Origin of the sequence: Sphingomonas sp. CFBP 13728 (genome assembly GCF_014841895.1) — a bacterium.
GTDB lineage: Bacteria > Pseudomonadota > Alphaproteobacteria > Sphingomonadales > Sphingomonadaceae > Sphingomonas.
In genome coordinates, this window is the sequence record NZ_JACYUS010000003.1 from 107,420 (window position 1) to 130,348 (window position 22,929).

Annotated in this window: 20 protein-coding genes; 11 read left to right on the plus strand and 9 right to left on the minus strand. The window is 65.5% G+C overall.

All coding sequences use genetic code 11. The annotated features are described in order from the left end of the window. The first annotated feature begins 121 nt into the window (after positions 1-121). The 3 genes from IFT67_RS13445 (at position 122) to IFT67_RS13455 (ending at position 2,591) form a co-directional block, all read left to right on the plus strand. A complete protein-coding gene (locus tag IFT67_RS13445) occupies positions 122-1,177 on the plus strand; it encodes a 1,9-bis(guanidino)-5-aza-nonane synthase (RefSeq protein WP_107955180.1) in 1,056 nt (351 codons plus the stop codon). A gap of 163 nt (positions 1,178-1,340) precedes the next feature. Continuing rightward, the gene (locus IFT67_RS13450; protein ID WP_192238771.1) at positions 1,341-2,330 is read left to right on the plus strand and encodes an alpha/beta hydrolase; all 990 of its coding nucleotides are present in this window, start codon (positions 1,341-1,343) and stop codon (positions 2,328-2,330) included. Positions 2,331-2,408: 78 nt separating this feature from the next. Then, positions 2,409-2,591 (plus strand): hypothetical protein, encoded by a 183-nt coding sequence (locus tag IFT67_RS13455; protein WP_107963623.1) that lies wholly within the window; start codon positions 2,409-2,411, stop codon positions 2,589-2,591. 13 nt (positions 2,592-2,604) lie between these two features. Here IFT67_RS13455 and IFT67_RS13460 read toward each other — a convergent pair whose 3' ends face one another. The 3 genes from IFT67_RS13460 to thiS all read right to left on the minus strand — a co-directional run bounded on the left by IFT67_RS13460 (position 2,605) and on the right by thiS (position 4,795). Further along, positions 2,605-3,264 carry an HAD-IA family hydrolase gene (locus IFT67_RS13460; RefSeq protein ID WP_192238772.1) on the minus strand — a complete coding sequence of 220 codons (660 nt, stop codon included), beginning with the start codon at positions 3,262-3,264 and terminating at the stop codon, positions 2,605-2,607. 244 nt (positions 3,265-3,508) lie between these two features. Then, positions 3,509-3,691 (minus strand): CsbD family protein, encoded by a 183-nt coding sequence (locus IFT67_RS13465; protein WP_056050734.1) that lies wholly within the window; start codon positions 3,689-3,691, stop codon positions 3,509-3,511. Positions 3,692-3,802: 111 nt separating this feature from the next. Continuing rightward, the gene (gene thiS, locus IFT67_RS13470; protein WP_192238773.1) at positions 3,803-4,795 is read right to left on the minus strand and encodes a sulfur carrier protein ThiS; all 993 of its coding nucleotides are present in this window, start codon (positions 4,793-4,795) and stop codon (positions 3,803-3,805) included. Positions 4,796-4,965: 170 nt separating this feature from the next. Between thiS and aroQ the strand changes: the two genes are divergently transcribed. The 7 genes from aroQ to IFT67_RS13505 all read left to right on the plus strand — a co-directional run bounded on the left by aroQ (position 4,966) and on the right by IFT67_RS13505 (position 11,787). Further along, positions 4,966-5,412 (plus strand): type II 3-dehydroquinate dehydratase, encoded by a 447-nt coding sequence (gene aroQ, locus IFT67_RS13475; RefSeq protein ID WP_446740816.1) that lies wholly within the window; start codon positions 4,966-4,968, stop codon positions 5,410-5,412. A gap of 14 nt (positions 5,413-5,426) precedes the next feature. Next, a complete protein-coding gene (gene accB / locus IFT67_RS13480; RefSeq protein WP_107955192.1) occupies positions 5,427-5,915 on the plus strand; it encodes an acetyl-CoA carboxylase biotin carboxyl carrier protein in 489 nt (162 codons plus the stop codon). Further along, positions 5,915-7,267: an acetyl-CoA carboxylase biotin carboxylase subunit gene (gene accC / locus IFT67_RS13485; protein WP_192238774.1), complete on the plus strand. Its 1,353-nt coding sequence runs from the start codon at positions 5,915-5,917 to the stop codon at positions 7,265-7,267. The genes accB and accC overlap by 1 nt, the downstream gene beginning before the upstream one ends. A 182-nt stretch (positions 7,268-7,449) precedes the next feature. Then, positions 7,450-7,785: an ArsC/Spx/MgsR family protein gene (locus tag IFT67_RS13490; protein ID WP_192238775.1), complete on the plus strand. Its 336-nt coding sequence runs from the start codon at positions 7,450-7,452 to the stop codon at positions 7,783-7,785. Between the two features lie 181 nt (positions 7,786-7,966). Next, positions 7,967-8,305 (plus strand): P-II family nitrogen regulator, encoded by a 339-nt coding sequence (locus tag IFT67_RS13495; RefSeq protein WP_055875939.1) that lies wholly within the window; start codon positions 7,967-7,969, stop codon positions 8,303-8,305. A 143-nt stretch (positions 8,306-8,448) separates the two neighbouring features. Then, entirely contained in the window at positions 8,449-9,861 is a 1,413-nt protein-coding gene (gene glnA / locus IFT67_RS13500; RefSeq protein ID WP_056062965.1) for a type I glutamate--ammonia ligase, read from the plus strand. A 588-nt stretch (positions 9,862-10,449) separates the two neighbouring features. Beyond that, on the plus strand, positions 10,450-11,787 hold the full coding sequence (locus tag IFT67_RS13505; protein WP_192238776.1) for an AarF/UbiB family protein: 1,338 nt from the start codon (positions 10,450-10,452) through the stop codon (positions 11,785-11,787). A gap of 3 nt (positions 11,788-11,790) precedes the next feature. Here IFT67_RS13505 and IFT67_RS13510 read toward each other — a convergent pair whose 3' ends face one another. Further along, complete coding sequence (locus tag IFT67_RS13510; RefSeq protein WP_192239130.1) at positions 11,791-12,807, minus strand: phytase; 1,017 nt, start codon at positions 12,805-12,807, stop codon at positions 11,791-11,793. A 5-nt stretch (positions 12,808-12,812) separates the two neighbouring features. Next, positions 12,813-15,875 (minus strand): TonB-dependent receptor, encoded by a 3,063-nt coding sequence (locus IFT67_RS13515; protein ID WP_192238777.1) that lies wholly within the window; start codon positions 15,873-15,875, stop codon positions 12,813-12,815. 264 nt (positions 15,876-16,139) lie between these two features. Here IFT67_RS13515 and IFT67_RS13520 point away from each other — a divergent pair, with 264 nt between their 5' ends. Further along, positions 16,140-18,737 (plus strand): TonB-dependent receptor, encoded by a 2,598-nt coding sequence (locus IFT67_RS13520; protein WP_192238778.1) that lies wholly within the window; start codon positions 16,140-16,142, stop codon positions 18,735-18,737. Between the two features lie 63 nt (positions 18,738-18,800). Here the strand turns inward: IFT67_RS13520 and IFT67_RS13525 are convergent, their stop codons facing one another. From IFT67_RS13525 to IFT67_RS13540, 4 genes are all read right to left on the minus strand, one after another. After that, positions 18,801-20,138 carry a sensor histidine kinase gene (locus tag IFT67_RS13525; RefSeq protein ID WP_192238779.1) on the minus strand — a complete coding sequence of 446 codons (1,338 nt, stop codon included), beginning with the start codon at positions 20,136-20,138 and terminating at the stop codon, positions 18,801-18,803. Next, positions 20,138-20,818 carry a response regulator transcription factor gene (locus tag IFT67_RS13530; RefSeq protein WP_192238780.1) on the minus strand — a complete coding sequence of 227 codons (681 nt, stop codon included), beginning with the start codon at positions 20,816-20,818 and terminating at the stop codon, positions 20,138-20,140. Before IFT67_RS13530 ends, IFT67_RS13525 begins: the two co-directional genes overlap by 1 nt. Beyond that, positions 20,818-21,843 (minus strand): LacI family DNA-binding transcriptional regulator, encoded by a 1,026-nt coding sequence (locus IFT67_RS13535; protein WP_192238781.1) that lies wholly within the window; start codon positions 21,841-21,843, stop codon positions 20,818-20,820. Before IFT67_RS13535 ends, IFT67_RS13530 begins: the two co-directional genes overlap by 1 nt. A gap of 61 nt (positions 21,844-21,904) precedes the next feature. Next, positions 21,905-22,879: a quinone oxidoreductase family protein gene (locus IFT67_RS13540; RefSeq protein ID WP_192238782.1), complete on the minus strand. Its 975-nt coding sequence runs from the start codon at positions 22,877-22,879 to the stop codon at positions 21,905-21,907. Positions 22,880-22,929: the final 50 nt, after the last annotated feature.

Consider the following 22,929-nt stretch of genomic DNA (forward strand, 5'->3'; position numbering starts at 1 on the left):
CTCCCCTCCCGTTTACGGGAGGGGTCGGGGGAGGGCTTGTCCGCGAGCGTGGCGTTCGCGGATATTTCAGTCCCTCCCCTAACCCCTCCCGCAAGCGGAAGGGGGATTTATGGAGCATGTTATGACCGAAGACACCCGCATCGACGCGCAGCGCAAGGCGGAACTCCTTTCGACCACCGTCGAGCATATCGACATCACCAGCTTCGACGCGCGGCCGATCGTCGACGCGATGAAGAAGATGTCGTTCACCAGCCGCGACCTCGGCCGTGCGACCGACATCTACAACCAGATGCTGGCCGACAAGGACTGCACGATCTTCCTCGTGATCGCGGGCTCGACGAGCGCTGGCGGTTGCATGGATCTGTATGCCGAGCTGCTGCGCAACAACATGATCGACGGCATCGTCGCGACCGGCGCGACGATCGTCGACATGGATTTCTTCGAGGGCCTCGGCCACAAGCATTATCAGGCGCTCGAAGTGCCGCACGACGACGTGCTGCGCTCGCTGATGATCGACCGGATCTACGACACCTACATCGACGAGGAAGAGCTCCAGCACGTCGACCACACGATCTTCGAGATCGCCGAGACGCTCGAGCCGCGCGCCTATTCGAGCCGCGAGTTCATCCGCGAGATGGGCAAGTATCTCGTCGAGCACGGCAAGAAGGAGAACAGCCTCGTCAAGCTCGCCTACGAGCATGACGTGCCGATCTTTTGCCCGGCATTCGTCGATTCGTCGGCCGGCTTCGGTCTGGTCAAGCACCAGGTCGACGCGGTGAAGGCGGGCAAGCCGTACATGGTCCTCGACGCGATCGCCGACTTCCGCGAGCTCACCGAGATCAAGATCAAGGCGGGCACCACGGGCCTGCTGATGATCGGTGGCGGCGTGCCGAAGAACTTCATCCAGGACACCGTCGTCTGCGCCGAGATCCTCGGTCACGACGACGTCCAGGTCCACAAGTACGCGGTGCAGATCACCGTCGCCGACGTCCGCGACGGTGCGTGCTCGTCGTCGACGCTGCAGGAAGCGGCTTCGTGGGGCAAGGTCAACACGGGCATCGAGCAGATGGTGTTCGCGGAAGCGGGTTCGGTGATGCCGCTGCTCGCGTCGGATGCGTATCATCGTGGGCTCTGGAAGGACCGTCCGGTCCGCAAGTGGGGCGCGAGCTTCGACTGAGGCGGACCGACTGACGGTTGATTGACGATCGCCCCCAAGGCCGTTCTCCTGCGTAGGCAGGAACACGGCCTTGGGAAGATTGCTTCCGGCAAAAGCAGCGAAATCCACCTCGCGCGTTTGCCAAGCCTTCCCCCGCTTCCCTTCCATCGTGTAGCATCGTGGCATGACCTTCGATCGCCGCTCGCTCCTGTCGCTCCCCCTGGCCGCTGGCATTGCGCCGGCCGCCTTCGCGCAAGCCAGCGCGCTGCCCGGACCTTCGGACATTCCGGTCTGGCCACCCGCCGAGCATTTTCTGCTCTGGCCGGGTATCCCCGCTGGCGCGCCGAACCCGCTCCCTCGACCGAACCCCGAGATCGCGACCCGAGAGAATGGGTATCGCGACATCAAGATGCGCGGCGTCGCGCGGCCTGAGGTCGGTGTGTTCCGCCCGCAGCGTCCCGATGGTCGCGCGGTGCTGGTGATGCCCGGCGGCGGCTATTATCTCACGTCGCTGCGCAACGAGGGAATCGATGTCGCGCGTGTCCTGAACGGCTTCGGGATCACCGTGTTCGTACTGAGCTATCGCCTGCCCTGTGAAGGCTGGGCCGACCGCGCCGACGTGCCGCTGGCCGATGCGCAGCGGGCTATGCGGCTGATCCGCGCCAATGCGCGCGCCTATCGCATCGACGCTCGCAAGCTTGGCGTGCTCGGGTTTTCCGCAGGTGGTCATCTGGCGGGATCGGTGACCGTCCTCCACGATTACCGAGCATACAGCCCGATCGACGCCGCCGATCGCCATTCCGCACGCCCTGCCTTTGCCGGACTGATGTATGCGGTGTCGAACGTCGATCCGGGTCGCAGCCATGGCGGGTCGCGCGCCAACCTGCTGGGTCCCGATCCGTTGCCGGCGGTGCAGGCGCGTTACGCGATCGATCGTCAGCTGCGCCCCGGGACGCCGCCGCTGTTCCTGTTGCATGCAGAGGACGACAAGACCGTACCTGTTGCGAACACGGTGGATATGCTCGCCGCCGCCCGGCGCGTCGATATTCCGACCGAAGCGCACTTCCTGCAACATGGTGGGCATGGTTTTGGCACGCGCTTGTCGCCGCGATCGCCGGGATCGCTATGGCCGCAATTGTTCGATCGCTGGATGGGCGAATCGGTCGCCGGCTGAGGCGCCACGAGGTTGGGCCGGTGCGGCCGGGACCCGCCGCGCAATTCGGACGTTCTCTTTCTATACGGGAGATCGCCGATGACTCAGCCGCACGCCAAACCGCGCACTGTCTTCTATGAGAATGGAGAGGTGGTCATCGACGGGCCAGACGGCGCGATAATCTCGCTGACGCCCGAGGCGGCGTTGCAGACCGCGGGTCGACTCGACGAAGCGGCACTCGATGCACTCATAGCACGCGCTCGAGACGACATCGCCCACTGACGTTTCAATGCGGCTAGCGGGTCAGTTTCATGCCTCCGTCGTCACCCTCGATGACTGCGATACCGGTATAGTTGCGGACGCGGGGATGACCTGCGTCCGGCAAATGCCCCGGCTGGTGGGTTTCGGTCAGGATCAGGACGTCTGCACCTGCGGCCTCGGCAGAGGCGATACCGGCGGCGGCGTCTTCGAACACGAGGCAGTCTGTTGCTGCAACCTTGAGTCGTTCCGCACCAAGCAGGAAGCAATCAGGCGCAGGCTTGCCGTTGGCGACGTCTTCCGCGGCGATCATGGTTGCGGGAATCGGCAACCCGGCGGCCTTCAACCGCACTTCGGCAAGCGCGCGCGGGGCCGAGGTCACTATGGTCCAGCGTTCGGGCGGCAGGCTGGCCAGGAAGGCCGCGGCGCCGGCGATCGGCTTGACGTCGTCGACGTCCTCCATCTCTGCTGCCGTGATCGCGGCGGCCTCCGCTACCGGATCGACACCGGGAAGGCCAAGGCGGCGGATCGTCTCGACCGACTGCACGCCGTGGATCGTCGGCAGGAACGTCCCGACATCGAGGCCATGCGCGATCGCCCAGTTCGTCCAGGTGCGCTCGGCGGAGGCGATCGAGGTGAGGATCGTGCCGTCCATGTCGAACAGGAACGCGGCGTAGCTGCGGGTCGGGAGGGTCATATGAGTGCTCGTGATGGGGTTTGGGCGGTAGGGCAAGGTGGTTCTATCACCTCCTTCGTCATTCCCGCGGAGGCGGGAACCCATATCGGCTGACGGTGGAAATCTATCGAAGCGGCATAGCATATGAGTCCCCGCCTGCGCGGGGATGACAGATATGTGATCTTCGAACGGTAGGAAGCGGTACACAAAGAAAAGGCCCCTCCGGTTTTCCGAAGCGGCCTGTATTCCTGCACTAAGCTAAAGCTTAGATGTCGTCGCCGAGTGCGCCCTTGACGCTGCCCTTGACGTTCTGCGCAGTGCCCTTGGCCTGCTGCGCTTCGCCCTCGGCTACCAGCTTCTCGTTATCGGTCGCCTTGCCGACGGCTTCCTTGACGTTGCCTGCAACCTTGTTGCCTGCTGCTGCGACCTTGTCGGTGAACTCGCCCATCAGAGCCTCCACTTGCTTGTGCGGGCCCGCCAACCGGGCCGCTTGAACTTGCTCTGGTATAACGGCCGTGTTTACCGTGGGTTCCGTGACGTTTGCGTCATGACCTATGTTTCAGATCAGTCCCGCCAGCGGGCTCGACGGATCGGCATAGCGGCGCTGGCCCATCCGTCCGGCGCGGTAGGCGAGCCGCCCCGATTCAACCGCGGCCTTCATCGCGGCGGCCATCATCAGCGGGTCCTTGGCTTCGGCGATCGCGGTGTTCATCAGCACGCCGTCGCAGCCGAGCTCCATCGCCACCGCCGCATCGGACGCAGTGCCGACGCCGGCGTCGACCAGCACGGGCACCCCTGCCCCCTCGACGATCAGCCGGATCGTCACGCGGTTCTGGATGCCGAGGCCCGAGCCGATCGGCGCGCCGAGCGGCATGATCGCGACCGCGCCGGCGTTCTCGAGGCGCTTGGTGGCGATCGGATCGTCGACGCAATAGACCATCGGCTTGAAGCCTTCATTGGCGAGGATCTCGGTCGCGCGCAGCGTCTCGACCATGTCGGGATAGAGTGTCTTCGCCTCGCCGAGCACTTCGAGCTTCACCAGCTCCCAACCGCCCGCCTCGCGCGCCAGCCGAAGCGTGCGAATCGCCGATTCGGCATCGAAGCAGCCCGCGGTGTTGGGCAGGTAGGTGATCTTCTTCGGGTCGATGAAGTCGGTCAGCATCGGCGCATTGCGGTCCGACACGTTGACGCGGCGGACGGCGACGGTGACGATCTCCGCGCCGGACGCTTCGACCGCGGCGGCGTTCTGGGCGAAGTCCTTGTACTTGCCGGTGCCGACGATCAGCCGCGACTTGAAGGTCTGGCCTGCGACGGTCCAGCTGTCCTCATGGTCGCCACCGCCAACGAAATGGACGATCTCGAGGTCGTCGCCGTCCTCGACCATCACGTCCGCCAAGGTCGAGCGCGGCACGACCTCCATGTTCCGCTCGACCGCGATCTTCTCGGGCACGAGGCCGAGTTCGGTCGCGAGTCCCGCGAGGCTCAACCCGGCAGCGACACGCTTGTGTTCGCCGTTGACGGTAATGGAGACGGTACCATCGGAGTGGGGCATGCAAAACTTTCCGTTCGTTTCGAGCCCCTCGACATGGCTCGGGACAGGCTGATCGAGAAACCACCCGTCCGCTGCCGGTCTCATGTCTCGACTTCGCTCGACACGAACGGGTAAGGGTGGGACGACGCATATAGGGGGTCGTTTGCAGCCCCCGCAACCAGGAGCTGCCCTTGCCAGATACCGTCACTGCGACAGTGTTCGTCCTGAACGGCCCCAACCTCAACCTGCTGGGAACGCGCGAGCCGGAAATCTATGGCGACGAGACGCTCGACGATATCGCCGGTATGCTGGAGGATCGCGCTCGCGCGCTCGACCTGGAGATCGACATGCGCCAGTCGAATCACGAGGGGCACCTGGTCGACTGGATCCAGGAGGCGCAGGCGCGCGGTGCCAAGGCCGTGATCCTCAACGCGGGTGCGTTCACGCATACCTCGGTCGCGGTGCACGACGCGATCAAGGGCGTGAAGACGCCGGTGATCGAAGTGCATCTTTCCAACCCCCATACGCGTGAATCGTTCAGGCATGTGAGCCTGGTCGGTCAGGCGGCGAAGGGTACGATCGCAGGTTTCGGCGCGCTTTCGTATCTGCTCGCGCTTGAAGCCGTCGCACGGTTCTGACAGGAGGCCCCGCCATGAACGATACAACTGAAAACACGGGCGCAATGCAGGTCGACGTGACCCTGGTGCGCCAGCTCGCCGAACTGCTCGACACCACGCAGCTGACCGAGATCGAGGTCGAGGACGGTTCGCGCCGGATCCGCGTTGCACGAAAGGCCGCGCAGGCTGCACCGGTCGCGCATTACGCGCCGGCGCCCGCCCCGGCCCCTGTCTCCGCACCGCTGTCGATCCCGCAGGCCGAGGTGGGCGCGTCCGCCCCCGCGATCAGCGCGAGCGCGGTCAAGTCGCCGATGGTCGGCACCGTCTATCTCGCCGCCAACCCCGAGGCGAAGCCGTTCTCGACGGTCGGCCAGAAGGTCAATGCGGGCGACACGTTGCTGATCATCGAGGCGATGAAGGTGATGAACACGATCGTCGCGCCGTCGGCCGGCACCGTGACCGCGATCCTGGTCGAGAACGGCCAGCCGGTCGAGTTCGACCAGCCCCTCGTTGTGGTCGAATAATGCCGCAAATCAAGAAACTGCTCATTGCGAATCGCGGCGAGATCGCCCTGCGGATTCACCGTGCCTGCCACGAGATGGGCATCAAGACGGTGGCCGTGCACTCGACTGCCGACGCCGACGCGATGCACGTCCGGCTGGCGGACGAGGCGATCTGCATCGGACCGCCGTCCGCCGCGGACAGCTATCTGAACATCCCGAACATCATCTCCGCCGCCGAAATCTCGGGCGCGGACGCGATCCATCCGGGCTACGGCTTCCTCAGCGAGAACGCGCAGTTCGCCGAAATCGTCGAGCTGCACAACATCCTGTTCGTCGGGCCAAAGCCCGAGCACATCCGGACGATGGGCGACAAGGTCCAGGCCAAGCGGACCGCGGGCGCTCTCGGGCTGCCGCTCGTCCCCGGTTCGGACGGCGCGATCAGCGACATCGCCGAGGCGAAGCGCATCGCCGAGGACATCGGCTATCCGGTGATCATCAAGGCCGCTAGCGGCGGCGGCGGTCGCGGGATGAAGGTCGTCAACGACGCCGAAGACCTCGAAACGCAGATGCAGCAGGCCGGCAGCGAGGCGAAGGCCGCGTTCGGCGACGCCACCGTCTACATGGAAAAATACCTCGGCAATCCGCGGCATATCGAGTTCCAGATCTTCGGCGATGGTGAGGGTAACGCGATCCACTTGGGCGAGCGCGACTGCTCGTTGCAGCGCCGCCACCAGAAGGTGCTCGAGGAAGCCCCCTCGCCGATCATCACCGCCGAAGAGCGCGAGCGGATGGGCGGGATCGTCGCCAAGGCGATGGCCGACATGGGCTATCGCGGCGCGGGGACGATCGAGTTCCTGTGGGAAGCGGGCGAGTTCTACTTCATCGAGATGAACACGCGCCTTCAAGTCGAGCATCCGGTGACCGAGATGATCACCGGGCTGGACCTGGTACGCGAGCAGATCCGCGTGGCCGAGGGTCATCCGCTGACGCTGCGGCAGGAAGACGTCCAGTTCCGCGGTCATGCGATCGAGTGCCGCATCAACGCCGAGGATCCGCGCACGTTCGCGCCGTCGCCGGGGCTGGTGAAGGTGTATCATGCGCCAGGCGGGATGCATGTTCGCGTCGATAGCGGGCTGTATGCGGGGTACCGCGTGCCGCCTTACTACGACTCGATGATCGCCAAGCTGATCGTTTACGGGACGACTCGGCAGGGTGCGCTGCGCCGGTTGCGGCGTGCGCTCGAGGAGATGGTGATCGAGGGCGTCACGACAACGATCCCGCTACACCGTGCGCTGCTCGACGATCCTGAGTTCCAGGAAGGCGCGTATACGATCAAGTGGCTGGAAGAGTGGTTGGCAAAGCAGGGGGCGTAACTATTCCGTCTCCCTTTGGGAGAGGGAGGGAGCCGCAAAGCGGCGGAAGGGTGAGGGTGAGGTGTTGCGAATGTTCCGCCCCCGCCCTCACCCCGCGCCGCTGACGCGGCTAGCCCCTCTCCCGGTGGGAGAGGGGTCTGCACCACCAGCTTGGTGTTTCAGACTATGATAACGGAGCATTCGTGAAGGCGACGATCTACCACAACCCGCGTTGCTCGAAGTCCCGCGAGGCGCTCACGCTGCTGCAAGACGCAGGGGCGGACGTCACGATCATCGAATACCTCAAGACCCCGCCCTCCCGCGCGGAACTCGCCCGCCTCTATGACCGGGCGGGCATGACGCCGCGCCAGGGGCTCCGCATGGCCGAGGACGGCGCAAAGGCCGTGAAGCACGGCGACGCCGAGGCGATCCTCGATGCGATGATGATCGATCCGCTGCTGATCGAGCGCCCACTGGTCGAGACCGACAAGGGCGTCCGGCTCGGCCGCCCGATCGCGCGGCTGCACGAAATCCTGTGATCGGCTCCGCTGCCCTTGGATTGCGCACGCACCGTTCAGGTGCCGCAATTTCGGGCAGTGAAATCAACGATATTCCGCGGTTGCCCGAGGGCGCCCCGGCTGGCACGCTTGGTGCAAGGCGCCCTTCAGGGCGTACAGCTCGTCCGAAAGGGCGAGGGTTTCAACAATCGGGGGCGTACCTGTGAAAAAGATCGAAGCCATCATCAAGCCGTTCAAGCTGGATGAGGTGAAGGAAGCGCTGCACGAGATCGGCGTGAGCGGCATCACCGTGACCGAGGCCAAGGGCTTCGGCCGGCAGAAGGGCCACACCGAACTGTACCGCGGCGCGGAATATGTCGTCGACTTCCTGCCCAAGGTGAAGCTCGAGGTCGTCGTCGAGGACGGGCTCGCGCAACGCGTCGTCGAGGCGATCGCTGCGGCCGCGCAGACCGGCCGGATCGGCGACGGCAAGATCTTCGTCATCCCGGTCGAGAGCGCGCTCCGCATCCGCACGGGCGAACGCGACGACGACGCAATCTAGTTCCTAGCCATGCATATTGCGTTGACGACGAGTGACGACATCGTCATTTGACGCGACGCAACATTGTGTGGAAATTCCGTTCCATACCGCAATTAGATTCCCCGCATGATGCGGCGGAAATCTCAAAACGAAGGGCAAGCATCATGGCGAATTCGGCCTCCGACGTTCTCAATATGATCAAGGACCAGGAGATCGAGTGGGTCGATCTGCGGTTCACCGATCCCAAGGGCAAGTGGCAGCATCTGACGATGGTCGCGAGCCTGATCGGCGAAGACGAGCTGACCGACGGCCTGATGTTCGACGGCTCGTCGATCGAGGGCTGGAAGGCGATCAACGAGAGCGACATGACGCTCAAGCCCGATCTCGACGCGGTCTATGTCGATCCGTTCTCGGCGACGCCTATGATGATCCTGATCTGCGACATCAGCGATCCGTCGACCGGCGAGCTGTACGCCCGCGATCCGCGCTCGACCGCCAAGCGCGCCGAGGCGTATCTGCTGACCACCGGCGTCGGCGACACCGTGTATGTCGGCCCCGAAGCCGAATTCTTCATGTTCGACGACGTCCGCTTCGAGAACAGCTATTCGACCAGCTATTACAAGATCGACGACATCGAGCTGCCGGGCAATTCGGGGCGCGAATATGAGGGCGGCAACCTCGGCCACCGTCCGCGCGCCAAGGGCGGTTACTTCCCGGTCGCGCCGGTCGACAGCGCCGTCGACATCCGCGGCGAGATGGTCTCGACGATGATCGAGATGGGCCTGCCCTGCGACAAGCATCACCACGAGGTCGCGGCTGCACAGCATGAGCTGGGCCTGACCTTCGGCACGCTGACGCAGACCGCGGATCGCATGCAGATCTACAAGTATGTCGTCCACCAGGTCGCACATGCGTACGGCAAGACGGCGACGTTCATGCCGAAGCCGATCAAGGAGGACAATGGTTCGGGGATGCACACGCACTTCTCGATCTGGGAAGGCAAGACGCCGCTGTTCGCCGGCAACGGCTATGCGGGTCTCAGCGACATGTGCCTGTATTTCATCGGCGGCATCATCAAGCACGCCAAGGCGGTCAACGCGTTCACCAACCCGTCAACCAACAGCTACAAGCGCCTCGTCCCCGGTTACGAAGCACCGGTGCTGCTCGCCTATTCGGCGCGCAACCGCTCGGCATCGTGCCGCATTCCGTACGGCACCGGCCCCAAGGCGAAGCGCGTCGAAGTGCGCTTCCCGGACGCGCTGGCCAACCCGTATCTCGCCTATGCGGCGCTGATGATGGCCGGCATGGACGGCATCCTCAACAAGATCCATCCGGGCGAAGCGATGGACAAGAACCTGTACGACCTGCCGCCGGCAGAGCTTGCGCAGGTCCCGACCGTCGCGGGTTCGCTCCGCGAGGCGCTCGAATGCCTGCTCGCGGATCACGACTTCCTGCTGAAGGGCGACGTGTTCTCGAAGGATCAGATCGAGAGCTATGTCGAGATCAAGTACGCAGAGGTTGCGCGTTGGGAGATGACGCCGAGCCCGGTCGAGTATGACATGTACTACAGCGGATAAAGCGCGACCACGCTCGCGCCGATCCGCGCAGCGGATATCCGCTGTCGGCCGGCGTCGTGTAGCGACGACCGACGGCGTGGCTTTGCCACGGCGCTGAATGGGAAGAGGGCGCCCGGAGCAATCCGGGCGCCCTTTTTTAGATCCTCCCCTGCAAGGGGAGGTGGCTGGCGCAGCCAGACGGAGGGGTATCGCCGCTCTTGGATAGGGCGGATACCCCTCCGTCCGCCAAGAGGCTGCCACCTCCCCTTGCAGGGGAGGATCACGTTGCATGCAGCCCCTCCCGTCATTCCCGCGGAGGCGGGAACCCATACTGGCTGACGGCGCGATCGAAGTGCGAGTGGTCGAGTTTATGGATCCCCGCCTGCGCGGGAATGACGATGGGGTCGAGGATGACGGACGGCATGGCCCGATGTCCGCGCCAAGCTTGTTTCCTCGCGAAGCCGGGGACCCAGACTGGGCTCCCGCCTTCGCGGGAGAACAAGAGGGGGTAGCCTCGGTTAACTTCGCGCGTTGGGTCCGATTGATCGACCGCTAGAGTCACCCATATCCCAATCGCAACGCACCGCCCCCAAAACCCAAGGAACACCCGTGACCGAAGACAACGGCAACAGCGCCGGACGCGCAATCCCCAGCGGCCGCCTCGCCCGTCTCGGCGTCTTCGGCAAACTCGCGGGCGGCGTCGCCGGCGGAGTCGTCGCTGAAGGCGCCCGCCGTCTCGCAAACGGCGAACGCCCCAAGATCGGTGACCTCCTCCTGACACCCGCCAACGCCACGCGCGTCGCCGACCAACTCTCTCACCTCCGCGGCGCCGCGATGAAGCTGGGGCAGATGATCTCGATGGACGCGGGCGACATGCTCCCGCCCGAGCTCGCGACCATCCTCGCCCGCCTGCGCAACAACGCGAACCACATGCCGCCGCAGCAGCTCGATCGCGTACTCGCCGCCGAGTGGGGCAAGGACTGGCGCCGCAGATTCGCACATTTCCAGGCGCACCCGGTCGCCGCTGCTTCGATCGGCCAGGTCCACCGCGCGCGCCGGCCCGACGGCACCGAACTGGCGATCAAGGTCCAGTATCCCGGCGTGAAGGAGAGCATCGACGCGGACGTCGACAACGTCGCGACGCTGCTGCGCGTGTCGGGCATGCTCCCGAAGTCTCTCGACATCGCGCCGTTGCTCGACGAGGCGAAGAAGCAGCTGCACGAGGAAGCCGATTATCTCCGTGAAGCGCAGATGCTCGCGCGCTACGGCGAGTTGCTCGCCGACCAGTCGCAGTTCGTCGTACCGAAGCTCTATTCCGAGCTCACCACGCCACGCGTCCTCGCGATGAGCTTCGTCTCCGGCGTGCCCGTCGAGACGCTGGAGACCGCGCCGCAGAACGTCCGCGACCGCGTGATGCACGACCTGATCTCGCTCGTGCTGCGCGAGCTGTTCGACTGGCGGCTGATGCAGACCGATCCGAACTTTGCCAACTACCGCTGGCAGCCCGAGACGGAAAAGCTGGTCCTGCTCGATTTCGGCGCCGCCCGCCCCCTCCCCGCCGAGACCGGCGAAGGCTATCGCCGCCTGCTCACCGCAGCGCTAGCCGGCGACCGTGACGCGGTGCGCGAAGCCGCTATCGCCGCTGGTTTCCTTGGCGAGGCAGCCGTGCATGAGCACCGCGCACTGGTCGACCGCATGATCGACGTCATCCTCGTCGAACTCGCCAAGCCCGGCCCGTTCGACTTCGGCGACCGCGCGTTCGTTGGCGTGCTGCGCGAACAGGGTACCGAGATCGCCCGCGACCGCGACACCTGGCATCTGCCCCCGATCGACACGCTGTTCGTCCAGCGCAAGATCAGCGGCACCGCCCTGCTCGCCGCGCGCCTGAAGGCGCGGGTCGATATCCGCACTATGGTCGCCGCCTATTGTGGCGGCGCGCCATCGTGAGGATCAGCGTAACTTCAGCGCGCGCTTCACGCCGGCCCAGCTGACGTATTTGAAGTTCTGCGTGGCGGGGGCGTTGTCGCCGTCCTGTGCGACGAACAGGCCTTGGGGATAGGCGGGGCCGAAGTTGCCGAGCGCCAGTTCGATCCCGTCAGTATCGCTCGTCCCGTCGATCGCGCCCCCGCCGATACGGAAGCGCCCGGCATAGGTGACGGCCGGCAGGCGGTAGAGCGTGTAGGCGTTGTCGCCCTGGCTCGACACGACGAGATAGCCGCCGTTCCTGCCCGACGGGGCGAGTGCGATGCCTTCCGCGTCGGCGACCAGCGTCTTGCCGTCGACCTTGGCGATCGGGGTTGCCGTGACCGGCGCGGTTGGGTCTGCGTCGAACCGCCAGAGGCCGACATCTTCCTCGGCGACGTAGAGCTGCCCGGTGCGGTCGTCGACGACGCAACCTTCCGACTGGGTGCCGAGCTTCATCGAGCGGACCGTCGTGACCTTGGGCGATGCGCCGGACAGGTCGATCGCGACCTGGTCGATGCGGCCGTCCTTCAGCACGACGAAGCCGAACAGCGCGTGATCGCGCGCGCGGGTCCAGAAGCACATGCCGTAAGCCTCGCCCGGACCGACCGGGAAGCGGCCGAGGGGCACGAGCTTTGCCGCCGCCGTGTCGAGCGTGAACAGCGAGACATGTGCGGTAGCGATGTCGGCCCGGTCGCTGGCAGCGGCGATCACGCGCGTCCCGAGATCGCGGAGGTCGACGTTGTTGAGCCGCGCGGCCGGGGTGAAGCTGAGGCGCTTGCCGGTCAGGCTGTAGACGTGGATGCCCGCTTTCTTGTCGGTGCCGATGACGAGGCTTCTCGCCGGATCGCCCGCATTGCGCCAGATCGCGGGATCGTCCGCGGCATCGGCGGCGGTGTCGACCGGGTCGGTCTCGGCGGTTGCCGCGACTGTCGGCGCCTCGACCGCCACCGGGACCGACGTCGTTGCACATCCCGCGAGCAGCAACGCAGCAAAGGGAAGCATACGCATCAGAACGTCACCCGCACGCCGCCGGTGTAGCGCCGGCCGAACGTCTCATGCTCGATAGTGTAGGCCGACGATCCGACATAGCGGCGGCCTGGACCGTTCAGCAGGTTGGCGAAATCGCCGTAGATCTCGACGTTGCCGTTGATCGCATAGCGCACGGACGCGTCGAGTTCGTTGTCCTTTGCCCAGTAGAAATCGCCGCCGTCGACGCCGCGGACCGTGCCGCCGACATCGGCCACTGCACCTATCGCATCGAGCCATGCGGAGCGGTTCTGGTACGAAACTCGGGCCGAGAAGCCGTATTTCTCGTAATAGGCGATCAGATTGTAGATTGCGTCCGATGCACCCGGCAGGCGAACTTTCCGCGACGGGATCGCGCCGGTTGCTGGCGTATCGGCGCGGCTCTTGTTGATCGTCGCGTTGAGCTGGACGCCGAAGCCGCCCATCCAGTCGGGCAGGCCGAGATCGGCGGTGAAGGGGTCGAGCTGCTGCTGGATCGCACCCTCGATCCCCATGATGTAGCCTTTGCCGCCGTTGATGATGGTCGAGTAGACATAGCCCGACCGATCGACACCGGCGGCGTTCAGGTTGGTCTGGCCGTAGGTCCGGGCCGAGTCGAACAGGACATCGGTGACGTCCTTGTAATAGGCGCCGATCGACAGGAAACCGCGCGGCATCGTGTAATACTCGACGTAGAGATCGACGCCCTTGGCCTTTTCGGGCTTCGCGTCGGGGTTGCCGCCGGAGATGGTCGCGTTCGCGTCGTTGATGCTGAGATTGGGGCGCAACTGGTCGTAGTCAGGACGCGCGGCGCCGGTGTTGAACGACAGCCGCGCCTTCATCCGGTCGTTGACGTCCCAGTTCACGTGCAGGCTTGGATAGACGAGAGTCTGGCTCGATTTCACGTCGATCAGGCCGAGCGACGAGAACGCACGGGCGTCGTTGCGGATGTGCTCGACGCGCGCGCCACCGATGACGCTGCCCCAGTTGGTGGTCGTCGTCGCCATCGCGTAGGCGGAATAGACCTTCTCGCCGACGTCGTAGAAATTGGCGTCGGTGGACACGAACGGATTGACCGCCTTGGCTTGCTCGACCAGCGCCAGGATCTTGTCACGATCGAAATACTGGAACGTGTAGCCGAGCGGGATCTCGCCCTGGAACCCGCCCGGCTTGGCGATGGCGGCGTACCCGGTCGGAATGCCTGCCGCGGCGAACTGGGCGGGGGTGCTCAGGTCGATCAGATACTCGTTCGCGGTCTTGGTGCGATCGTCGTAGCGGAGACCGGCCGCGAACACCGTCTGCGCGCCGAACACCGAGGCCTCGCGGCTGATGTCGAGCTTGGCGGTATACGCCTCGGTCACATCTTTTGCCTTCAGCGAACGTAGCCGCGTCAGCGTACGCGGGAAGTCCTCGATCGCCGTCACCTGCGCGCCGCGCGAGAAGGTGCCGTCGGCGTTGCGGATCGTCCGGAACAGCTGGACCTTGGCGAGTTGCGGATCGGTCAGGTCATAGCCGACGGTCAGGCGGTTGGCGGCGTTCGCGCCGTTGGTGCCGAACGACGGGCTGTCATAGTTCAGCTGCGCAGGCTGCGAGCGATCGTCGATCGACCGCGTGTAGTTGCCGCGCCATGCGACCTTCCACTCGCCGAGTTCATGATCGCCACCGATCGTGTTGGTGAACACCGACTGCTTGTATTTGCGGACGGTGAAATTCGAGTTGAGATCGATTCCGTAGACCGTGCCGAGCAGCGGCGTGTTGCCGGTGCAGACATCCGCGTAACCCGTTGTCCCCGACGCGGGCCGCGTGTTGACGGTGCAGGCGGCGGTGCCGTTGGGCGTGCGCGACTGCTGGTCGTCGAGATCGAAAATGTAGTTGTTGCGCTGTTCGTCGTCCTCGAACGCGGAATAGATCGTCTCCGCGAACAGCTTGTGGCCGGGTGCCGGGCGCCAGTCGAGCCGGGTCGACAGCGAGTAGTTCTTCCGCGTCAGGCGATACAGCTTGTTCTCGGTCTCGCGCGCCCATTTGCGGTTTTCGAAGCCGGGCCGGAGATCGCGATCGACCGTCTCGAAATCGGTCTCGAAATTGTCGGTGACCATGCCGCGACGATACAGGCTGGCGGACGAGACGATGCCGAACTCGCCGATGCCGGTGTCGATCCGGTCGGAGATGACGAGCGAGCCCTCATATTCGGTCTTCTTGCCGAGTTCGACATGACCGACGCCGCCCTTGGCCTGCACCTTCATGCCCGGATAATCGAACGCCGAGCGCGTGATGATGTCGACGTTGCCCGCGATCGTCTCGCCGGTCATGTCGGGGGTGACGGCCTTGCGCACGATGATCTGCGACGCGATCGCCGAGGGGATCGAATCGAAGCGGGCGTCGCGGCCTTCGGGGCTGACGACGTTGATGCCGTCGATCGAGAGCGTGGTCCAGTTGATCGGCGCGCCGCGCAGCGTGATGTAGCGCGCCTGGCCCTGGTCGCGCTGGACACCGACGCCCGGCAGGCGGCTGACCGCCTGTGCGACGTTCTGATCGGGCAGGCGTCCGATCGAATCGGAGGCGATGACCGAGACGAGCGAGGGGCTGGTGCGCTGGATCTGGAGCGCCGCAGCTTCGGATTCCGCGATCGGCCGCGAGCCGGATACGACGATCTCGTCGCCCTCGCCTGCTTTCGCACCGACTTCGATGGTCATCGCGACGTCGAGCGTCACGGCAGTATCGGCGACCGTCACCGTCCGGCGTGCGTCGGGGAAGCCGACATAACGGATCACGAGTTCGTGCGTGCCGGCGGGGACACCAAGCAGCGAGAACCGTCCGGTGCGATCAACCACGGTCGACAGGTCGAGCGCCGGGATCGAGACCGACGCGCCGTCGAGATATTCGCCGCTGCCGGCCTGCGACACGGTACCGACGACCGAGCCCGCCGCACGCGGCGCTCCGACCGGAGTCGCGGCGTCGGGACGCGCATGCGCGCTGGCGATGGTCAACGGAGTCAGCGCACAGCCGGTGAGCAGTACGTGCGCGAGGACGCGACCGCGGACGCGGGTCGACAGGTTCGATTTCATGGTATTCCCCCGGGTGGTCCCGGCTTCTTCAGCCGGCTTGGGAGGCGCGGTAGCGGCCTCGCATGGCAACGCCGTTACGTCTGCATGACAAAGACATGACAGACGGTTCATCCGCAACCTGCTCACGCTCGCGCGAGGGCAGTGTCACATTAAACGAGCATTAAAATCGTCGGACACGGAATTCTTATATTCGTAACGGACGTGCCACGACCGCCGCCTATCGCGCCCCTCAAGGCAAACACTGCCGAAAAAGGGAAACTCTCGATGTTGAATTCAGCAAGCCTGCGCTTGCGGCTGCTGGCCGGCGCCGCCCTGACGGTCGCGATCGCGTCGCCAGTGTTCGCAGCCCCCGCGCCGACCGCCGCCAAGGATATGGCGTCCGCTGCCGCTGCTGCAGACCCCGCGATCGATCCGGCGCCCGCGGCTGCCGAACCCGCCGCTGCCGAGCCCGCCGACCAGACCGGTCTTGGCGAAATCGTCGTCACGGCGACCAAGCGCGAGACCAATCTGCAGAAGACGCCGATCGCGATCAGCGTACTGACCGCCGCCGCGCTGACCGACCGCCACGTGCAGAGCCTGTACGACCTCGCCGACGGTACGGTGCCCAGCTTGCGCATCGCCACCTTCGAAGCACGCCAGTCCGCCCTCACCATCGGCATCCGCGGCATTGTGCCGCTCGACGCCAACCAGCCCGCGCGCGAGCAGGGCGTCGGCATCTATATCGACGGCGTCTATCTCGGCCGCCAGCACGGCCTGAACGCCGCGCTGTTCGACATCGAGCGTGTCGAAGTCCTGAAGGGACCGCAGGGAACGCTGTTCGGCCGCAACACCGAAGGCGGCGCGCTCAGCCTCGTCAGCCGCGCCCCCAGCGGCAAGCTCGAAGGCCGCGCCGAAGGCGGCATCGCCAACTATGGCGGCTATAACGGCGACTTCCACCTCGACCTGCCCAAGTTCGCCGGTTTCAGCGTCAAGCTGGACGGTGTGCTGCAGCATCAGGACGCGACGACGAAGAACCCGTTCGAGGGTGCGGCCGGCTTCAACTATTTCGATCGCAAGGGCGGCCGCGCCGCGGTGCGTTGGCAGCCGACCAGCACCATCACCAACGATTTCGCGTACGATGTCGCCAAGGACAAGAACACCCCGTTCTACAGCCAGCTGCTGAACTACAATCCCAATGGCTGCGCGAACGGCGCGGTCACTGCGTCCACCACGTGCGTGTTGCCGAGCGTCAACTACACCTCGCTCACCGGCGGTCCGGTCAAGGCGCTGCTTCCGGGCGTGGTCGTCAACGGCGACAGCCGCATGAAGACCGCCGATATCGGCGTGCCGCAGCAGGTCAGCGTCGACAAGACGCACGGTTTCACCAATTCGCTGAAGTGGAACCTCGGCTCCGAGCTCGAACTGCGTTCGATCACCGCATGGCGCGGCGTCGACGTCGAGCAGTATGACAATAGCGGCGGTGCGCATCGCCCGCCGCTGGTCAACCTGACCGCCAACTGCACCGCGGCCGCGCCGTGCGCCTTCAGCCGCTACAGCCTCGCCGACCTGCGCCAGCACCAGTTCAGCCAGGAATTCCAGGCAGTCGGCACAATCGACTCCGTCGACTACGTCGCGGGCCTCTATTACTTCAACGAGCATGTCAGCGACGATGCCGCGACGCCGAGTTCGCTCGGTGCGGTGGCGACGACGACCAACGGTGTCGTGACCGGCGCGAACATCGTGTCGATCCCGTTCTGCACCGGCAACACGCCCGCCTTCGTCGGCACCGCGGTCAACGGCTGCTCGATCGATCGCGCCTCGGAAGTCTGGTCGAAGAGCTATGCGGCGTACGCCCAGGCGACGTGGAACGCGACCGACGTGCTGCACCTCACCGTCGGCGGTCGCTATACCAAGGACAAGAAGCGCGGCGTCCTGCACTATTTCAACAATCTGAACTACGACACCGCCACCCCGGCACAGCTTGCGGCCAATGGCTACACCCCGCTGGACAAGACCTGGAACCGGTTCAATCCGATGGTCACGCTGGCCTATGACCTGAACGACGACACGCATGTCTATGCGAAATACTCGACCGGCTATCGCGCCGGTGGCGCCAGCTCGCGTACGCCGAACTATCTCGCGTTCGAGCCCGAGGATCTGAAGTCGTACGAAGTCGGCCTGAAGGCGGACTTCTGGCAGCATCGGGCGCGCCTGAACCTTGCCGGCTACATCATGGACCGGAAGAACAGCCAGGAAGACGTCAGCTTCATCACGTTCGCGAACAGCGCCAACGTGAACGTCCTGCGCGTCGTCAATGCACCGGGTATCACCAAGATCCGCGGCATCGAGGCGGACCTGACGGTAGCACCGGTGGAAGGCCTGACGCTCAACGCGTCCTATGCCTATACCTACACCAAGATACCGCCGGTTCCGGTCAGCTTCACGGTGGGCGCCAACACGTCGACGGTGCTGCAGCAGTTCTACATCCCGTTCACGCCGCGCAACGCGGCCAGCGGTTCTGCCGACTATGCGATCCCGGTCGGCGGCGGCGACACCAAGGTGAAGTTCCACCTCGACGGCAACTATTCGCAGGCGACGCAGGCGTTCGACCAGTTCGCCACCAAGGCCGACGCGTCGTTCCTGGTCAACGGCCGGATCGCGCTGGCGAACGTACAGGTCGGGTCGGCCTCCGACGTGACCTTCTCGGTGTGGGCCCGCAACGTGCTCGACAAGCAGTATGTCTTCCGTCGCGATCCCTCGAACAGCCTGCCGGGCGCGCCCACCAGCAGCCTGACGGCGGGTCCGATCGGCAACGTGCTGGGCGATTACGGCAACTTCAACGCGCCGCGCACCTACGGGATGGACGTGTCGGTCAAGTTCTGATCGATCCGATCGCCGGCGACGACGAACCCGAGCAGGCGACACGCCTGTTCGGGTTTCTTCGTTTCAGCGCACGGGCAAGGTGATGACGACGCGCAGCCCGGGTGCTGCATCTTCCAGTGCGATCGTGCCGCGGTGAAGCCGGGCCATCGCCTCGATCAGCGCCAGACCCAGGCCATGCCCGCTGTCGTGACGACTTGCATCAAGTCGGCCGAACCGCCGCAACGCCAGCTTGCACTGGTCCGCGGGGATGCCGGGACCGGTATCGGTGACGACCAGCGTCGCCACAGCGACGGTCGCGCCGACCTGTATCGCGATCTGCGTACCGACCGGCGTATGACGGATACCGTTCTCGATCAGGTTCACGAGCATCTGGCCGAGCAGATGCCGATCGCCCACGATCTCGGCCGGGGCGGCGGCGTCGAAAACCAGCGTCCGGCCACTATCGGCGACCACCGGCTGCATCATCGTCACGATCTCGTCGGCCAGCGCCGCCAGATCGAGCGACGCGAACGCCGCGCGACGGTCGCCCCCCTCTATTTCGGCGATCCGCAGCATCGCCGCGAACATCTCGAGCAGTTCGTCGCTCATCGCAATCGCTGCGTCGAGATCGTCGCGTTGCGCCTCGCTCTCCGCCCGTCGCCGGGACAAGGCAAGCTGGCTTCGCAGACGTGCCAGCGGCGTGCGAAGATCATGCGCTATATCGTTGGATACGTTGCTGATGCTCGCCATCAGATCGGATATTCGATCGAGCATGCGGTTGAACGCGATCGCCTGTTGCGCGAACTCGCCGCCCGATCGGTCGACCGGCACGCGGCGCGTCATGTCGCCGTCGATGATTGCATCGACGGTCCGCCGCGTCTCGCCGATCCGCCGGCTGATGGTGACGACGAAGACCGACAGGCCGCAGACGACGATCAGCAGGATCGACCCGAAACCGATCAGGTAGATGCCGATCCGCGCGGGACCGTAATCGTCGAACGGTTCGGTCTCGGCGACCGTCGTCAGCGTCATGCCGCCACCGACGTCGCGAACCAGCGCGCGCCCGGCGGAAAGGCCGATGATCCGATCGCGGCCGTGCAAGGTGGAAAAACCGAGCGGCAGGCGACGCGGCATCCTGATATTGCCGCCAAGGGCGTGGCCTTCGGCATCGAGCAGCAGGAAGCCGATGTCGCCGGTATCGCGCTGGCGGGTCGCTGCATTTATTCGGCGAACGAGTTCCTCGGGGCTCCGATCGCCGAACGCTCCGGCGATTTCGTCAAAGACGGCCTGGATGCGGCGGTCGACCAGACGCTCGATCGTCCTGAGCGTCACCGAATAGATCGCGAAACCAGTGCCGAGCGTCACCACCAGGAACGCCAGCAGAAATGCCAGCGTCAGCGTGCGCAGCGACCGTAAGCGCATCAGCCGCGCAACATGTAGCCGACGCCGCGCACCGTCAGGATCGGGTCCTCGCTGCCATCGGCGGTCAGCTTCACGCGCAGGTGGCGGACATAGACGTCGACGATGTTGGTGGTCGGCGCGAAGTCGTAGCCCCACACGCGTTCGACCAGCATCGCCCGCGTCAGCACCGTATCGGCGTTCGCGACGAACTCGTTGAGCAACTTGAATTCGAGCTTGCCGAGGTCGATCGCGGTACCGGCACGCCATGCCCGGAACCGGGTCGGGCTGACAACGATGTCGCCTGCGCGGATCGTATCGGCGCTGCCCGCGGTCCACCCACGAGCGCGTACCAGCGCGAGCAGCCGGGCGTTCAGTTCGACCGCGGCGATCGGCTTGACCACATAATCGTCCGCGCCGGCCTCCAGCCCCTCGACCTTCTCGACCGAACGACCGAGCGCGCTGAGCATGATGACCGGCAGCGTCATGTTCCCGCTCCGCAGCCGTTCGAGCACCGAAATGCCGTCGATCCGAGGGAGCATCCGATCGAGCACGACCGCGTCGAACGGCTGACTATCCACCGCGGCGAGCGCCTCGCGACCGTCGGCTGCGACCGTCACGGCATGATCGAACCCGCGCAGTTCCTCGGCCATCCCTTGCGCGAACACGCCATCGTCTTCGACCAGCAGAATGTTCAGGCTCATCACGCGGTATCGCGCGCGACGAGGACGGGCTGCATTTCCACGGAGGGGGCATCCTCGCCGGCGATGCGGGCGAACAGCGCCGTGACCATCGCGCGCGCGCCAGTGGCGATATCCTGCCGAACCGTGGTGAGCCGCGGCACGGTCTGCTCGGCGAACGGGAGATCGTCGAAGCCGGTCACGGGGATGTCGCCCGGTACCTGGATCTCGCGATCGGCGAGCGCCCGGACGGTCCGCATCGCGATCACGTCCGACGCCGCGGCGATACCGTCGATCGACCCCAGCACCGTATCGAGATGCGCCGCGATCTCGGCGGGCATCACGTCCGACGCCAGATGCGTGTCGAGTTGCAGCGGTCTGGCCAGCCCGGCCGACGCCGCCGCATCGCACAGTCCGCTATAGCGTTCTTCGAGTTCGAGCGTGCGGACTTCGCCGAAAAAGGCGAGCCGCCGACACCCGCGCGCGATCAGTCGCTCGCCGGCGAGCCGTCCCCCGAGCCGGTTGTCGACGCCCACCGCACAATGGACCTGTCCCGGTCGATGCCCACCCCAGACGACCATCGGCCGATACCGCGCCGCAACGCGCTCGATCGCCGCGAACTGGTCCGACTGGCCGATCAGCAAGACGCCGTCGAGCATGCCCGAATCGACGATCCGCTCGAGCCAGTCGTCGGCATCGGGGATGATCCGCGACAACAGCAGGTCATAGCCGTGCTCGGTCAGCGCATCGGCGATATGGCCGAGGATCGTCATGAAGAACGGATCGGACAGATGCTGGCGACGCTCATGGCCGAGCGGCACGACGACGCCGATCAGGCCGGTGCGCTGGACGCGCAGACGGCGGGCCATCTGGTTCGGGCGAAAGCCGTGCGTGGCCGCCAGTGCCTGGATCCGCTCCCGCGTATCGCGCGCGACGAGCGGATTGTCCGCCAGTGCGCGAGATACGGTGCCGGCGTGCACCCCGGCGAGCCGCGCGAGTTCCGCGATGTTGCGGATACGCGCGGCGGGCGGAAGGATCGGTTCGCTCATCCGCCGACCCTAGCGCGTCATACCGGGCGTGGCGACACCGGCGGCAAGCAGCAGCGGATCGTCAGGTCAGCAGGATCGTGCTGCCGGACGTGTCGCCCGCTTCGACGGCACGATGCGCGTCCGCCGCCTGTTCGAGCGGGAAGGTCCGACCGATCTCCGGCGTGATCGCACCGCTTTTCACCATCGCGAAGACGCGGTCGAGGCCGGCTCGTTTCTCGTCCGGCGTCGCGTAATAATCGAACAGCGTCGGCCGGGTGACGAACAGTGACCCGTTGCGCGCCAATATTCCCAGGTTGACGCCGTCGACCACCCCGCCCGCATTGCCGTAGCTGACGATCAGCCCGCGTCGCGCGGCGCTGGCGAGCGACGCGGCCCAGGTCGCGCCACCGACGCCATCGAGCACGACGGGCACGCCCTCGCCCCCGGTGATCTCGCGCACGCGCGCGGCGATGTCCTCGGATTTGTGGAGAATGACGTGGTCCGCGCCCGCCTTCGTCGTGCGCGCGGCCTTGTCGTCGCTGCCGACGCTCGCGATCACGGTGGCGCCGATATGCTTGAGCCAGCCGACCAGGATATGGCCGACGCCACCCGCCGCCGCATGAACTAGGACAGTCTGTCCCGCCTCGACATTCGCACAGCGCTCGACGAGGAACTCTGCGGTGCAGCCCTTGAGCAGGATCGCCGCAGCGGTGCGATCGTCGAGCCAGTCGGGCAACGCGAACAGTTCGGCAGCCGGCACGTTGCGCTCGGTCGCATAGGCGCCGCGGGTCGGGCCGAAGGTACCGACGCGGTCACCAGGCGCGAAATCGGCCACGCCTTCACCCACTGCCATCACCACGCCGACCGCCTCGCTGCCGAGGCCCGACGGCAGGTCGATCGGGTACACGCCGCTGCGGTGATAGGTGTCGATATAGTTCAGCCCGACCACGGTGTTGCGCATCCACACCTCGCCCTTGCCCGGCGCGGGCAAGGCGACATCGTGCCACTGGATGACGTCCGGACCGCCGGTCGTCTCGATTTTCGCCACTCGTGCCATCTCGGCCTCCCGTTGATTCAAGGCCGCACCCTATAGAACGCGTTTCGGGT